We start from the raw sequence: 14,803 nt of genomic DNA, 5'->3' as shown, positions 1-14,803 counted from the left end.
ACACAACGATCGGGAGGTGCCGTGGACGTCGCGGAGATGTGCGAGCGGGTGCGCCGGCTCATGCCGGCGGCACGCGAGGATCTCGAGGAACTGGTGGCCTTCCGGTCGGTGGCGGATCCGCGTCTGTTCCCGCCCGAGCAGTGCGTCGTGGCCGCGGAATGGGTGCGCGACGCGTTCGCCGCCGTCGGCATCGAGGGCACAGAGCTGATCGAGACCTCCGACGGCTCCCTCGCGGTGCTCGGGCACACCCCCGCACCGCCGGGGGCGCCGACCGTGCTGCTCTACAGCCACTACGACGTGCAGCCCCCGGGCGACGAGTCGCTGTGGCACAGCCCGCCGTTCGAGCTCACCGAACGCGACGGCCGCTGGTACGGCCGTGGCGCCGCGGACTGCAAGGGCAACCTGGTGATGCATCTGCTCGCGCTGCGGGCGCTGCGTGAACTCGGGCCGCTGCCGGTGGGGGTCCGGATCGTCGGTGACGGCTCGGAGGAGACCGGCGGCGGTGGTCTCGAGGACCTCGCCCGGGCACGGCCCGAGTTGTTCGCCGCCGACCTGGTGCTCGTCGCGGACTGCGGTAACGCCGAGGCGGGACGGCCCACCCTCACGACGTCGCTACGCGGCCTGGCGAACGTCGTCGTCCACATCGAAGCCCTGGCCGGGGAAATCCACTCGGGGCAGTTCGGCGGCGCGGCCCCCGATGCCCTCGCTGCGTTGGTGCGCCTGCTGTCGAGCCTGCGCGACGAGGCCGGCGACACCGTGATCGACGGCCTCGACTCCCACGGCACGTGGGCGGGCGAACCCTATCCGGACCGGACGTTCCGCGCGGATGCCGGTGTACTCGAGGGGGTCTCGCTGCTCTCGGCCGGGACGGTCGCCGACGCCGTGTGGGCACGGCCCGCCGTGACGATCCTCGGAATCGACGCGCCCCCCGTCGTCGGCTCGGCGGCCGCGGTCGTGCCGCGCGCATCCGCGCGCCTGAACCTGCGGGTCCCGCCGGGGACGGATCCGCTCGCCGCGCAGGATGCCCTCGTCGCGCACCTGCACGCGCACGCGCCCTGGAACGTGCGGGTACGGGTCGACCGGGAGGGTGTGAGCGAACCGTTCCGGGCGGCGACCGACGGGCCGGGATACGCCGCGCTGCGACGGGCGCTCGCCGCTGTCTACGGACGCGAGGTCGGCACGGTCGGGCAGGGCGGCTCGATCCCGCTGTGCACCGTGCTGCAGCAGGTGCTGCCGGACGCGGAGATCGCGCTGCTGGGCGTGGAGGAACCCGCCGCCCGCATCCACGGGCCCGACGAGAGCGTGGACCCGTCCGAACTCGAGCGCATGGCCGTCGCGGAGGCACTGGTGCTCGCCTCCCTCGGCCGGTGAGCCGGGAGTCAGACCGACAGGTCGCGGCGCAGTTTCGCGACGTGCCCCGTGGCGCGGACGTTGTACTGCGCGACCTCGATCCGGCCGTCCTCGTCGACGACGAACGTCGACCGGATCACTCCGGTGACGGTCTTGCCGTACATCTTCTTCTCGCCGAACGCACCCCATGCCGCCAGCGTGGCCCTGTCCGGATCCGACAGCAGCGGGAACGTCAGCTGCTCGGCGTCCCGGAACTTGGCGAGCTTGGCCGGCTTGTCGGGGGAGATGCCCACGACGGCGAGCCCGGCGCCGTTCAGGTCGGCGAGGCTGTCGCGGAAATCGCAGGCTTGCTTGGTGCACCCGGGAGTGCTTGCCGCGGGGTAGAAGTACACGATCACCTTGCGTCCGCGGTAGTCCGACAGGGACACCTCGTTGCCGTCCGCGTCGGGGAGGGTGAATTCGGGAGCCGTGTCGCCGGGAGCGAGCCTGCTGCTGTTTTCCGTCACCTCCGAGAGGGTAACGGACCTGTGCGTCCACTACCGTGGTCGCAGCACAGTGCAGCGACCAACTGGAGGATCACGTGGGTAGGGACACCGAGGCCATCGAACGGGACATCGAGAACGCCCGCAACCAGCTTGCGAGCACCCTCGACGAATTGAGTGTGCGCGCCAGCCCGAAGAACGTGATGGCCCACACCAAGCAGACCGTGATGGAGAAGGTGAACCAGCCCAACGTCAAGTACGCGCTCGTCGCCGTGGGCGCCGTCGTCGGCGCGCTGGTGCTGCGCAAGCTGTTGCGCTGAGTTCTGTTGAGCTGAGTTCCGGCCCGAAGGGCACCGTCGTCCGGCACACCGGACCGCGGTGCCCTTCGTCGTCGCCCGGCGACGTCGTCGCGCGGGCCGATGTGACCTTGGACCGTTCCGAGTTCGATCATGGCGTGATTGACTGAGGTGAGCCAACCGCGCCATCTCGGAGGGGGCTGACGGCCATGCCGAACGCACAGCGGGTTGCACGACTTCTTCTCGTCTCGATCCTGACCGCCGTAGCCCTGCTCGGCTCCGGGGTGGCGGCTACTGCCGGGACGCTCGGCGGTGCCCCGCCGACACGGCTGCCCACGTCGACACTCGAGCCGGCGAACGGTGCGGTGGTGGGGGTCGGACACCCGGTGACCGTCCGGTTCGGTGCCCCCGTCGCCGACCGCGCCCGCGCCGAGCGTGCCGTCGAGATCACCACGTCGAAGCCGGTGAGCGGCCACTTCACGTGGCTCGACGACCGCCGGGTGCAGTGGGTTCCCGACGGTCTCTGGCCGGGGCACACCACCGTGACCGTCGCCGTGGCCGGAGCGCGGACCCAGTTCCAGGTCGGCGACGAGTTCGTCGCCGTCGCGAACCGCTCGACGCACCAGTTCACGGTCATCCTCAACGGCGAGGTGGTGCGGACGATGCCGGCGTCGATGGGCAAGCCCGGCTACGAGACGCCCGTCGGCACGTTCTCGGTGCTCGAGAAGTTTCGCGACCTCGTCATGGACTCGTCCACCTACGGCGTCCCGATCGACTCCCCGGAGGGCTACCGCATCGACACCGAGTACGCCGTGCGACTCACGTGGGGCGGCATCTTCGTCCATGCGGCGCCGTGGTCGGTGGACTCGCAGGGGTATGCGAACGTGAGCCACGGGTGCATCAACCTGAGCACCGAGAACGCGCAGTGGTACTTCGACCGGGTGAAGATCGGCGATCCCGTGATCGTGGAGGGCTGACCGGTGACCTGCTCCCGCCGGCACACCGGACCCGGGACGGCTACTTGATCACTGCGCCCGCGTCGATCGGCAGCTGCACACCGGTGACGTAGCGACCCGCGTCGCTGACCAGGAACAGGATCGCGTTGCTGATGTCGACCGGTTCGACCCATTCGATCGGCAGGGCGTTCATGGTCTTGAACGACTCGCCCGCTTCCTCCCGGGTGATCTCGGACGGCTTCTTGTCCGGGTTGAAGACCGCGTAAGTCTGCTCGTTGTGGATCATGTCCGTATCCACCGACGTGGGATGCACCGAGTTGACCCGGATCATGTGCGGGGCGAGTTCGTTGGCGAGGGTCTTCGTCAATCCCACCACGCCGTGCTTGGCCGCGACGTAGTGCGCGAGGTTCGCCAGTCCCTTGATGCCCGCGGTGGAACTGGTGAGCACGATCGCGCCGCCGCCGTCGTTGGCCTTCAGGTGCGGCACGGTCGCCCGCACCGTCTTGAACACCCCCGTGAGATTGATGTCGATCATGTCGTCCCACATCTCGTCGGTGAGTTCCTCGACGGGCGCGAAGCTGGCGATGCCGGCGTTCGCGAGGACGATGTCGAGCCGGCCGAGCTGGGCCACGCCGTCGTCGACCGCCGACTTCAGGGCGGCACTGTCGCGGACGTCGGCCTGGGTGGCGACGATCCGGCGGTCCAGCGCCTCGACCTGCCGGACCGTCTCGGCGAGGTCGTCCGACGTGGCGAGGGGATAACCCACGGAATCGACCTGCGCGCAGAGATCGATCGCGATGATGTCGGCGCCCTCCTCGGCCAGCCGGACCGCGTGACTGCGGCCCTGCCCGCGTGCAGCACCGGTGATGAATGCGACCTTGCCCTCGAGCTGACCCATGGTGGTACTCCTCCGGCGTTCGGTGTGATGTTCGTCCCACAGTAGGTGGGTTCGACGGGCATCGGACCGAAATCGCAAGGCGGCTCGGCACACTCAGTCGTCGCGGCATGCCGGTGCGAGTCGGACACGCACGCCTCGTCGTCATGGGAGGAAGTCGAGGATCACGGCAGCTGTCTGCGCGGGCTGCCCCAGCCAGGGCACGTGTCCGCCCGGGAGGACCGCCGACGTCGCCGACGGGATCAGGTCGGTCACCCCACGGGCCACGGCGACGCCGCCGAGCGGCTCGTCCCGGCCCCAGAGGAGAAGCGTGGGCATGGTCAGGCGGCCGAGTTCCTCGGGACGTACGCGCGTCCGCCGGCGGAACCCGGACGGCGTCAGCAATGCCAGGGGAGACACGAGTGCGTGTATCTCGTCGCGCGCGGCCGACTCGGCGACGGGGTCTCTGCGCATGGCAACGAGCAGATCGATCAGGTCGGGATGCCGGACCAGCGTCGCGCGTTCCCCCATGACGGCGGCAAACCGGAGCACGGACTTCCGGCCGGGCGGAACGAGACCGGCCGCCAGCCTGCCGAGCCCCGGAGTGGCGAGTACCCGGTGCGGCAGCGGGCACCGCGTCCCCGGAAAGGCGGGCGGCCCGACGAGTACGAGCCGGCGGACCCGCTCCGGGTGCGCGAGTGCGTACCAGGTGGCCCACACCCCGCCGGCGGAGTGCCCGAGCAGCACGATCTCTTCGAGGCCGAGGACGTCGAGCAGGCGATCCAGCCACCCGACCGCCGCTGTGCGGAAGTGCCGTCGGGGGTGATCGATCGGGTCGCTGAGGCCCCGGCCGGGCAGGTCCGGGGCAATCGCGCGGACGCCGTCGAGTTCGGCGAGTAGCGGCAGAAAGAACCCGGCAGCGACCCCAGTGCCATGGAGCAGGATCATCGGCGGTCCGGCGCCCTTCTCCAGGACGTGCACTCGGGTGGGCAAGTCCGATTCCACCCTGCGGCTGTATCCCGAGCCGTCCGGAAGCACTCGTTCGTACCATGCTCGCAGGCCCGCGTGGCCGTCGTCCGCCGACGTCCCAGCGTCTCGCACAGTGCTCTTCGTGAACATGGCCCCAGTTTGTTCGCGACGGCCGAACGCTCGCATCGGGCGAATTGTGCAGTCCGCCATCCCGCACAGGGGAAATCTGTGTACGACACCGCCGGCGAAGTGCCCGGTCGGCGGGACGTGCTTCGCGGGATGCACGAGTTCGTGTCGGGCTGGACGGGGAGGACAGCGGGCACGACGGAAAGAAGAAGGAAGGCCGGCGATCTCGCAGATCGCCGGCCTTCCTTCGTGCTGTGCGCCATCAGGGACTCGAACCCCGAACCCGCTGATTAAGAGTCAGCTGCTCTGCCAATTGAGCTAATGGCGCTTGGCGGTGCGTCTCCGGGCCGTTGTCCCGGCGACGAAGGAAAGACTACACATCTTCCAGGAGCGCACCAAATCGGCAGGTCATGCTGCATTTCGGCGGACGCGGGACGTAACGCGGAAGGGGTCGGCGGCGATTGGTATTCGAACGTTATTCGCGTCGTCGACGTCGCGGCAGCTGTGTCTCGAGCAGGGCTGGCATCATCGAGCGCACGCGCATCGACGTGCAGTTTTGCGGCCCGGGGGAGGCCCGGAATCGGAGGGTGAGAGTGGTTGGGAACAGTGCGGCGCCGGGCCGTCGGCGGAATCGGCGTGCCGTCGCGGCGGTGCTCGGGGCGGTGTTGGTCGGAGTCATGACCTTCGTCACGGCCTGCTCCGGCGCGTCCGGCGCCGGCGGGGCCGAGGAGGTGCCGATCGATTCGAATCCCCTCGCCGCGCTCATCAAGCCCACGGTCTCGGCGAGCGTGGTCGACGGGGGAGTCGGCTTCTCGCCCATCGAGCCGGTGACCGTCTCGGTGGTCAACGGCAAGCTCGAGTCCGTCACCCTGCTCAATCCGGACGGGGAAGCGGTCGCCGGGGCACTCGGGCCGGACGGAGCCACGTGGGCGAACACCGAGCCGCTCGGCTACAGCCGGCAGTACCGGCTCGAGGCCGTCGCGTACGGGCTCGGCGGAGCGACGACGACCGTCGCCTCGTTCACCACCAGCGCTCCGGGGAACCTCACCCAGCCGTACGTGATGCCGGGCGAGGGTGCGGTCGTCGGCATCGGCCAGCCCGTCGCGATCCAGTTCGACGAGAACATCCCCGATCGTCTCGCTGCCGAGCAGGCCATCACCGTCGTCACCGAGCCGCCGGTGGAGGGCGCGTTCTACTGGCTGAGCAACCGCGAGGTGCGGTGGCGGCCCGAGAACTACTGGGCGCCGGGCACCAGGGTGACCGTGGATGTGAAGGTCTACGGTCGCGATCTGGGTGACGGCCTGTTCGGCCAGTCGGACGTGCACTCGAGCTTCACGATCGGTGATGCGGTGGTCATCACCGCCGACGACAACACCAAGCAGGTCACCGTCAACCGCAACGGGGTCGACGTGATGACGATGCCCACGTCCATGGGCAAGGACAGCACGCCCACCCCCAACGGCGTGTACACGATCGGCGACCGGTTCGAGCATCTGGTGATGGACTCGTCGACCTACGGCGTCGCCGTCGACTCCGCGGAGGGTTACCGGACCCCGGTGGACTGGGCGACGCGGATGTCCTACAGCGGCATCTTCTTCCACTCGGCGCCGTGGTCCCTCGGCGACCAGGGCGTGCGCAACGTCAGTCACGGCTGCCTCAACCTGAGCCCGGCCAACGCCAAGTGGATCTTCGACAACACCAAACGCGGCGACATCGTCGTCGTGCAGAACACCGTCGGCGGCATCCTCTCGGGCACCGAGGGGCTCGGGGACTGGAACATCCCGTGGTCGACGTGGAAGGCCGGGAACGCGCGCACCTGATCGGCCGCCCGGCGCGGGCAGGCTGGGGCCGCGTCCTGTGGTAGGGATCGGCACGAGACCCCCGGGATCGACGATCCCGGGGGTCTTCCCATGTCCGACGCCGACTTCCGGGCAGCCCGTCCCGCGCGGAAGGTCGACATGCGGTCCCGCGCGGCGGAGAATCAGGGAAAGGGCATGCCTACCTGTGACATCGACCGAGCGTGGACCACCGAGGGTGGCCCGGCGGACAGGTCCGAGTCGAGGAGGATTCATGCCTGCGACGACAGATCCCACGTTCTACCGCAGCCCGAGTGAGGCCGTGGCTGCCGCGCCCGAGCTGCTTGCCTATGTGGCTGCGTTCGATCCGGCCGGCCGGGCGAAGGACGCGATCGCAGTGGTCGATTGCGAGACGGGTTCGCCGACGTTCGGTGGCGTGGTCGGCTGGACCGAGCTGCCGACGGCGGGCAACGAGTTGCACCACTTCGGGTGGAACGCCTGCTCGAGCGCGCTGTGTCACGAGGGGCACGGTCACGAGGGGCACGGCGATCAGCACGGGCAGCCGCTCGAACGGCGATACCTGGTGGTGCCGGGCATCCGCTCGTCGAGAACGTACATCCTCGACACCAAGCCCGATGCGCGGCACCCGGTGGTGACACACACGATCGAGGCCGCCGAGCTCGCCGCGAAGGCCGGATACTCGCGTCCGCACACGGTGCACTGTGGACCGGGTGGCATCTTCATGTCCGCCCTGGGAAGCGCCGACGGCGCCGAGGGTCCGGGTGGTGTCGCGCTGCTCGACCACGACACGTTCGACGTCGTCGGGGCCTGGGAAGCCGAGCACGGCGAGCAGTTCCTGGCGTACGACGTGTGGTGGCACCTGAAGTACGACACGGTGATCACCTCCGAGTGGGCCACGCCGTCGATGATCGAGAACGGACTGAACCCCGAAGACCTCCTCGGCCGCAGGTTCGGACACCATCTGAACTTCTGGAGCATGTCCGAGCGCAAGCTGACCCAGCGCATCGATCTCGGCGACGAACATCAGATGGTTCTCGAACTCCGCCCGGCGCACAATCCCTCCCAGGCGTTCGGGTTCGTGGGAGTTGTCGTCAGCGTGGAGGATCTGTCGGCCTCCGTGTGGATGTGGCACAAGAGCGACGACCGGTGGGCGGTCGAGAAGGTGATCACCATTCCGGCGGAGCCGGCCGACACCGACGATCTGCCGCCGGCACTGAAACCCTTCGGCGCGGTACCGCCGCTCGTCTCCGACATCGACCTGTCGGTCGACGACCGTTGGCTGTACGTCTCGTGCTGGGGCACAGGAGAGCTCAAGCAGTACGACGTCGCCGACCCGTTCCATCCGCGGGAGACGGCATCGGTGCGCCTGGGCGGGATCGTTCGCCGCGCGCCGCACCCGGCGGTTCCGGACCTCCCGATCTCGGGAGGCCCGCAGATGGTGGAGATCAGTCGCGACGGGCGCCGGGTCTACGCCACCAACTCGCTGTACGCGGCCTGGGACGAGGTCTTCTACCCGGACGGCGTCGGAGCGTGGATGGCGAAGTTCGATGCCGATGTCTCCGCCGGCGGCCTCGTCGTCGACCGCGGGTTCTTCCCGCACGGCGACGACTTCCACGGACTCAGGGTGCATCAGACGCGCCTGCAGGGCGGGGATGCGTCCAGCGACTCGTACTGCTTCACCGGATGACCGCCGTGGCACGCCACTGAATAAGGCAAGTCCCTGACCGGATACCGGTCAGGGACTTGCCCTGTGGGGGTGAGTGACGGGACTCGAACCCGCGACAGCCAGGATCACAACCTGGTGCTCTACCAACTGAACTACACTCACCATCGCATTCGCGATCGGCCTGGGCCGGTTGCGCCTGCGGTACAGATACTAGCCTGTGTTTGCCGGAAAGGGCGAATCCGCAGGTCAGGCCGGACCCAACTCCTTCGTGACGGCGGCGATCTCGGCCGACGGAGGGCCCGGAGGCGCGACGAACGCGGTCCGCCGGTAGTACCGCAATTCGCGAATCGACTCCTTGATGTCGGCGAGCGCCCGGTGCGAAAGGCCCTTCGCCGGTTGCCCGAAGTAGATCCGCGGATACCAGCGGCGGCACAGCTCCTTGACGGAGCTGACGTCCACCATCCGGTAGTGAAGGTAGGCGTCGAGCTCGGGCATGTCACGAGCGATGAACCCGCGGTCCGTCGCGATCGAGTTGCCGGCCAGCGGCGCGGTACCGGCCTCCGGGACGTGAGCCCGGATGTAGTCGAGCACCATCTTCTCCGCCTCTGCGACGCTGACCGTGGACTTGCGCACCTCCTCGGTGAGCCCGGAGCGCTCGTGCATCTCGGTGACGACGTCGGGCATCGCGGCGAGTGCCTCGTCGTCGGCGTGGATGACGATGTCCACCCCGTCTCCGAGCACGTTGAGATCACTGTCGGTGACGAGGGCGGCGATCTCGATCAGCTGGTCGCTGTCGATCCGCAAGCCGGTCATTTCGCAATCGATCCATACAAGTTTGTCCTGCACGAAACACAGCGTAGTCAGCCCGGTCGCGGCGATATGGTCACGGTGACCATTCCGCGGCCGCATGTGGACGAGGAGGACACCGGATGACAGCCGATCCGACACCGCCGGCATCGTCGCCGGCCGAGAAGGCGGCGGCCGCCCGCGCGGCCGCCGAGGAAGCGGCGCGCGTCGCCGCCGCTGCCCTGGAAGCCGCCGAGCAGGCGCAGCGAGCGGCCGAGGCGGCCCAGCGCGAGGCCGACGCGGCGGACGTCGCGCCCGGCCCGGCCGGACAGATCGCCGCGGCATACTCCGTCGACGGGGTCGCCCTCGACCTCGGCGCTGTCGTCCACGACGGGGTGGTCGATTCGTCGGCTCGGATACGGATCCCGCTCGCCACGATGAACCGGCACGGACTGATCGCCGGTGCCACCGGTACCGGCAAGACCAAGACCGTGCAGGGCATCGCCGAGCAGCTCTCCGCCGCCGGAGTCCCGGTGGTGATGGCCGACATGAAAGGCGACCTGTCGGGCCTGTCGGCGCCCGGCGAGGACACCGACAGGGTGCGGACCCGCGCCGCCGAGACCGGCGATTCCGAATGGGTGCCGAGCACCTACCCGGTGCAGTTTCTCTCCCTCGGCACCGAGGGGATGGGCGTTCCGGTCCGAGCCACGGTCACCGCGTTCGGTCCGATCCTGCTCGGCAAGGTCCTCGGCCTCAACCCCACCCAGGAGTCCACCCTGGGGCTGATCTTCCACTGGGCCGACCGCCGGGGACTGCCGCTGCTCGACCTGAAGGACCTGCGGCAGGTCGTCACCCATCTGACCAGTGACGAGGGGAAGGCCGACCTGAAGGGCATCGGCGGAGTCTCCCGGGCCACCGCCGGCGTGATCCTGCGGGCGCTGGTCAATCTCGAGGCCGACGGCGGGGACACCTTCTTCGGGGAACCGGAGTTCGAGACCGAGGACTTACTGCGCGTCGACGGTGGACGCGGCGTGATCAGTCTGTTCGAGCTCGGCACCCACGCCGCCCGGCCGGTGCTGTTCTCGACGTTCCTGATGTGGGTGCTCGCGGACCTGTTCCAGACGTTGCCGGAGGAGGGCGACCTCGACAAACCGAAGCTCGTGTTCGTCTTCGACGAGGCCCACCTGCTGTTCGCGGACGCCTCCAAGGTGTTCCTGCAGCAGATCGAGCAGACGGTCAAGCTCATCCGTTCGAAGGGCGTGGGAGTGTTCTTCTGCACGCAGCTGCCCGCGGATGTGCCCGACGCGGTGCTGTCCCAGCTCGGTGCGCGGGTGCAGCACGCCTTGCGCGCGTTCACCCCGGACGATCAGAAGGCGCTGGCCAAGACCGTCCGGACGTATCCGGAGACGGACTTCTACGATCTCGAGGAGGCACTGACCACCCTCGGGATCGGCGAGGCCGTCGTCACGGTGCTCTCCGAGAAGGGCGCGCCGACACCTGTCGCGTGGACGCGGATCCGGCCGCCGCGCTCGCTGATGGACACGATCGGCGAGCCGGCGATCCGCGCGGCCGCGCAGGGCAGCGCGCTGTACGGCAGGTACGGGCGGACGGTGGACCGCGAGTCGGCGTACGAGCTGCTCACCGCCAAGGTGTCCGGCGCGCCCGCGCCGGACCCGCGGGTGGACCTGCCGCCGCTGCCGGACCTGCCCAGCGCGCCGCCGCCGCGGGACGAAGGGCCGAGCGTTGTCGAGCAGGTCCTCGGCAATGCGGCCGTCAAGAGTTTCCTGCGCTCGGCGGCGTCGGCCGCGGGACGCGAGATCAGTCGCAGCATCTTCGGCACCGGCCGGCGCCGCCGGCGCTGACGCCCCCGGTGTGTCGTTTGGGCTACTCCCGCAGCCCAAACGGCACACCGGCGCTATGCGCCCAGCTTCTTGTAGAAGGCGCCGACGATCGGCGCGACGACACCGCGCGGGGTGTAGTTGCCGGCGACGGACATCGCCTTGCTGATCAGGCCCGGCACGATGCGCATCTTGTTCTCGGCGAGCGCGTCGAGCGACACCTTCGCGGTGTGCTCGCTCGAAATCCACAGGAAGTCCGGCACGAGCCTGTCGACGATCGACGCCTCGGTCGGGTCCGGGGTCTCGGTGCGTACCGGGCCCGGCGCCAGCAGCGTCACGTGCACGCCGCTGTCCTTCAGTTCCCCGCGCAGCGACTCGGAGAAGGTGTTGACGAACGCCTTCGTCGCCGCATAGGTCGCGTTGTTGGGGATCGGCATGTTGCCCGCCGCGGAACCGACCATCAGGATCGCCCCGGATCGGCGCTCGACCATCTGCGGCAGCACCGCGAGGGTCAGGTCGTGCACGGCGACGGCGTTCAGTTCGACCTGGGCCCGTTCGTAGGCCGGATCGAGCTGGGCCACCGGGCCGAACGTCGCGATGCCCGCGTTGTTGCACAGGATGCTGATCGGGCGCTTGCCGAGTTCGTCGACGAGCTCGGTTCGTGCGTCGCGGTCGGACAGGTCGCAGGCGCGGACCTCGACGGTGACGCCGTACTTCGCCCGCAGCGTCGCCGCGAGCTCCTCCATCACGTCGCCGCGGCGGGCGACGAGGATCAGCGAGTGCCCGCGCGCGGCGAGTTCGGCGGCGAGAGCCTCGCCGATGCCGGAGGAGGCGCCGGTCACGACGGCTCGGGCGTCGGGGGTGGGAGTCGGCAGAGTCATGGTCGCTCAGCGTAGCGGCGGCCGGTTCAGATGCGGTCCGCGAGGCGGGTGCCCTGCTCGATCGCGCGCTTGGCGTCGAGTTCCGCGGCGACGTCGGCCCCGCCGATGACATGGGTGGTCACACCCGCGGCGGTGAGCCGATCGACCAGGTCACGGACCGGTTCCTGCCCCGCGCAGATCACCACGTTGTCCACGTCGAGCACCTTCGGGTCACGGCGATCCTCGCCGAAGCTGATGTGCAGGCCGGCGTCGTCGATCCGCTCGTAGTTGACCCCGCAGACCTCGTGCACCTTCTTGTGCTTCAGGGACGCCCGGTGCACCCATCCGCTGGTCTTGCCGAGTCCCTTCCCGATCGGGCCGGGCTTGCGCTGCAACAGGAACACCTCCCGCGGCGACGGCGACGGGCGGGGCTCGGTGAGCGCCCCCGGGGCGGCCTTCGGGTCGGTGACGCCCCACTCGCGTTTCCATTCGGCCAGGTCGAGGGTGGGGGAGTGGTCGTGGGTGAGGAACTCGGAGACGTCGACGCCGATTCCGCCCGCCCCGATCACGGCGACGCGCGCCCCGACGGGCGCCCCGTCCCGGACGACCTGCGGGTAGGACAGCACGCTCGGATGGTCGATGCCCGGGATGGCGGGCACGCGGGGGGTGACGCCGGTCGCGACGACCACCTCGTCGTACGCGCCGATCAGATCGTCGGCGCTCGCGCGGGTACCGAGACGGAGTTGCACCTTCGTCAGCTCCAGCTGGCGGCGGAAGTACCGTACGGTCTCGGCGAACTCCTCCTTGCCGGGGATGCGGCGGGCGATGCCGAACTGGCCGCCGATCTCGTCGTCGGCTTCGAACAGGGTGACGGAGTGGCCGCGACGGGCCAGGTTCACGGCCGCCGCGAGCCCGGCAGGTCCGGCGCCGACGACCGCGACGGTCTTGCGGCGGCGGGTGGGGGCGAGCAGCAGTTCGGTCTCCCGGCCGGCTCGGGGGTTGAGCAGGCACGAGACGTGCTTGTTGACGAACGCGTGGTCGAGGCAGGCCTGATTGCAGGCGATGCAGGTGTTGATCTCGTCGGGTACGCCGGCGGCGGCCTTGCGGACCCATTCCGGGTCGGCCAGCATCGGCCGCGCCATCGAGATCAGTTGTGCGTCGCCGCGGGCGAGGATTTCCTCGGCCGTCTCGGGCATATTGATCCGGTTGGACGCGGCGACCGGGATCCCGACGTGCTTTGCCAGCTCGGCGGTCACGTCCGCGAACGCGGCACGCGGGACGGACGTGACGATGGTGGGCACCCGCGACTCGTGCCAGCCGATGTCGGTGTTGATCAGCGTGGCGCCCGCGCGTTCGACCTCCTGAGCGAGGGCGACGATCTCGTCCCAGCGCTGGCCGCCTTCGACGAGGTCGGCCATGGACAGCCGGAAGCAGATCGCGAAGTCCGGTCCGACGGCTTCGCGGGTGCGGCGGACGATCTCGACGGGCAGCCGGCGACGGTTCTCGGCGCTGCCGCCCCACGCGTCGGTGCGGCGGTTGGTGCGCTCGGCGAGGAACTGGTTGATGAAGTAGCCTTCGCCGCCCATGATCTCGACGCCGTCGTAACCGGCCTGCTGGGCGAGGCGGGCGCAGCGGACGTAGGCGCGGATCTGCCGGCGCACACCCCACGAGGTCAGCCTGCGTGGGCGGAACGGGTTGATCGGTGCCTTGATCGACGACGCAGACACGCTCAGGGGCCAGTAGCTGTAGCGCCCGGCGTGCAGGATCTGCAGCAGGATACGGCCACCTTCGGCGTGGACCGCATCGGTGATCGTCCGGTGCCGGCGGGCCTCGAGCCGGTTGGTGAGTTTGGCGCCGAACGGCAGCAGCCAGCCGGTCCGGTTGGGGGCGTAGCCGCCGGTGACGATGAGGCCGACGCCGCCGCGGGCGCGCTCGGCGAAGTACGCAGCGAGGCGAGCGGTGTTCTTGGCCCGGTCCTCGAGACCGGTGTGCATCGAGCCCATGACGACCCGGTTGGGGACGGTGAAGGGTCCGAGGTCGAGAGGGGAGAGCAGGTGGGGGTACGGGTTCGTCACGAGTTGTCCTCGGTGGTGAGGGCGTCGAGCACTTCCTGGCACCAGTCCGCGAATCCCTGTTCGACGCGGATGCCGCCGCGCAGAACCAGATACTGGTGCAGTGAGGGCCCGGTGAGCCGGTCAGGTGCGGGGAAGTCGCGCTTCTCGATGGTGCGGTACACCTCGAGACGTGCGGCGTGGGCGTCGCGGTGGCGGGTGAGCTCCGCGAGGAGGGCGGGGAGGGTGGCGGGCCCGGCGGCGCGGATCTTCACTGCCAGGTCGCTGCGTAGCTGCTCGGGGTCGGAGGGCTGGGAGATCCAGCGGTCCAGTTCGGTGCGTCCGGCGGCGCTGACGCGGTAGACCTTCTTGTCGGGTCGCCCGTCCTGGGGCACGGTGCGGCCGGTGATCCAGCCGCGCTCCTCCATCCGCCGCAGGACGCGGTAGATCTGCTGGTGGGTTGCGCTGTGGAAGAAGCCGATCGACTTGTCGAACCGGCGGGCGAGTTCGTAGCCGGAGCCGGACCGCTCGTCGAGTGCGGCGAGCAGCGCGTGTTCCAGTGCCATATCGCGAGTATGCACCGAGGTGCATATGCAATCAAGTGCACACCGGAGTCGACATCCGCGAACGTCCCAGTCGGCCGCGAACGCGATTGCGTTCGCGGCCGACTGCGGAGCACGCGGATCGTCAGACGCCGGTTCTCGGCGCGGCGATCTCCTAGGCTGCGGGCAT

General features: G+C 69.5%; 13 protein-coding genes and 2 tRNA genes. 6 read left to right on the top strand and 9 right to left on the bottom strand.

The window, feature by feature from the left end; all coding sequences use genetic code 11:
• Positions 1-36 precede the first annotated feature (36 nt).
• Positions 37-1,371 carry a dipeptidase gene (locus QYS60_RS13020; RefSeq protein ID WP_289377533.1) on the top strand — a complete coding sequence of 445 codons (1,335 nt, stop codon included), beginning with the start codon at positions 37-39 and terminating at the stop codon, positions 1,369-1,371.
• 8 nt (positions 1,372-1,379) lie between these two features.
• Here QYS60_RS13020 and bcp read toward each other — a convergent pair whose 3' ends face one another.
• A complete protein-coding gene (gene bcp / locus QYS60_RS13015; RefSeq protein WP_289377471.1) occupies positions 1,380-1,856 on the bottom strand; it encodes a thioredoxin-dependent thiol peroxidase in 477 nt (158 codons plus the stop codon).
• Between the two features lie 74 nt (positions 1,857-1,930).
• Between bcp and QYS60_RS13010 the strand changes: the two genes are divergently transcribed.
• Together QYS60_RS13010 and QYS60_RS13005 are read left to right on the top strand one after the other, a co-directional pair.
• A complete protein-coding gene (locus tag QYS60_RS13010) occupies positions 1,931-2,152 on the top strand; it encodes a DUF3618 domain-containing protein (protein WP_003938940.1) in 222 nt (73 codons plus the stop codon).
• A 185-nt stretch (positions 2,153-2,337) separates the two neighbouring features.
• Positions 2,338-3,105: a L,D-transpeptidase family protein gene (locus tag QYS60_RS13005; protein WP_371383373.1), complete on the top strand. Its 768-nt coding sequence runs from the start codon at positions 2,338-2,340 to the stop codon at positions 3,103-3,105.
• 40 nt (positions 3,106-3,145) lie between these two features.
• Here QYS60_RS13005 and QYS60_RS13000 read toward each other — a convergent pair whose 3' ends face one another.
• The 3 genes from QYS60_RS13000 to QYS60_RS12990 all read right to left on the bottom strand — a co-directional run bounded on the left by QYS60_RS13000 (position 3,146) and on the right by QYS60_RS12990 (position 5,381).
• Positions 3,146-3,982: a mycofactocin-coupled SDR family oxidoreductase gene (locus QYS60_RS13000; protein ID WP_003938938.1), complete on the bottom strand. Its 837-nt coding sequence runs from the start codon at positions 3,980-3,982 to the stop codon at positions 3,146-3,148.
• Between the two features lie 141 nt (positions 3,983-4,123).
• The gene (locus QYS60_RS12995; RefSeq protein ID WP_371383372.1) at positions 4,124-4,963 is read right to left on the bottom strand and encodes an alpha/beta fold hydrolase; all 840 of its coding nucleotides are present in this window, start codon (positions 4,961-4,963) and stop codon (positions 4,124-4,126) included.
• Positions 4,964-5,308: 345 nt separating this feature from the next.
• A tRNA-Lys gene (locus tag QYS60_RS12990) sits at positions 5,309-5,381 on the bottom strand.
• A gap of 349 nt (positions 5,382-5,730) precedes the next feature.
• Between QYS60_RS12990 and QYS60_RS12985 the strand changes: the two genes are divergently transcribed.
• Complete coding sequence (locus tag QYS60_RS12985; RefSeq protein ID WP_054373841.1) at positions 5,731-6,873, top strand: Ig-like domain-containing protein; 1,143 nt, start codon at positions 5,731-5,733, stop codon at positions 6,871-6,873.
• Positions 6,874-7,123: 250 nt separating this feature from the next.
• Positions 7,124-8,557, top strand: coding sequence for a selenium-binding protein SBP56-related protein (locus QYS60_RS12980; RefSeq protein ID WP_371383371.1), 1,434 nt, complete (start codon positions 7,124-7,126; stop codon positions 8,555-8,557).
• A 64-nt stretch (positions 8,558-8,621) separates the two neighbouring features.
• On the opposite strand, the gene QYS60_RS12975 is transcribed toward QYS60_RS12980, so the two are convergent.
• A tRNA-His gene (locus QYS60_RS12975) sits at positions 8,622-8,699 on the bottom strand.
• A gap of 83 nt (positions 8,700-8,782) precedes the next feature.
• Positions 8,783-9,382: an oligoribonuclease gene (orn, locus tag QYS60_RS12970; RefSeq protein ID WP_003938933.1), complete on the bottom strand. Its 600-nt coding sequence runs from the start codon at positions 9,380-9,382 to the stop codon at positions 8,783-8,785.
• A gap of 83 nt (positions 9,383-9,465) precedes the next feature.
• Here orn and QYS60_RS12965 point away from each other — a divergent pair, with 83 nt between their 5' ends.
• A complete protein-coding gene (locus tag QYS60_RS12965) occupies positions 9,466-11,184 on the top strand; it encodes a helicase HerA-like domain-containing protein (RefSeq protein WP_289381856.1) in 1,719 nt (572 codons plus the stop codon).
• Positions 11,185-11,237: 53 nt separating this feature from the next.
• Here the strand turns inward: QYS60_RS12965 and cmrA are convergent, their stop codons facing one another.
• From cmrA to QYS60_RS12950, 3 genes are read right to left on the bottom strand one after another with little or no spacing between them, the layout of a single operon-like run.
• Positions 11,238-12,041, bottom strand: a complete 804-nt coding sequence (gene cmrA, locus QYS60_RS12960; protein WP_371383370.1) for a mycolate reductase — start codon at positions 12,039-12,041, stop codon at positions 11,238-11,240.
• 26 nt (positions 12,042-12,067) lie between these two features.
• Positions 12,068-14,095: an FAD-dependent oxidoreductase gene (locus tag QYS60_RS12955; protein WP_371383369.1), complete on the bottom strand. Its 2,028-nt coding sequence runs from the start codon at positions 14,093-14,095 to the stop codon at positions 12,068-12,070.
• Positions 14,092-14,637 carry a PadR family transcriptional regulator gene (locus QYS60_RS12950; RefSeq protein WP_003938929.1) on the bottom strand — a complete coding sequence of 182 codons (546 nt, stop codon included), beginning with the start codon at positions 14,635-14,637 and terminating at the stop codon, positions 14,092-14,094. The genes QYS60_RS12955 and QYS60_RS12950 overlap by 4 nt, the downstream gene beginning before the upstream one ends.
• Between the last annotated feature and the right edge of the window lie 166 nt (positions 14,638-14,803).

This window comes from Rhodococcus sp. GXMU-t2271 (genome assembly GCF_041414735.1).
GTDB lineage: Bacteria > Actinomycetota > Actinomycetes > Mycobacteriales > Mycobacteriaceae > Rhodococcus > Rhodococcus indonesiensis.
This window is presented reverse-complemented; position numbering and strand designations above follow the sequence as displayed.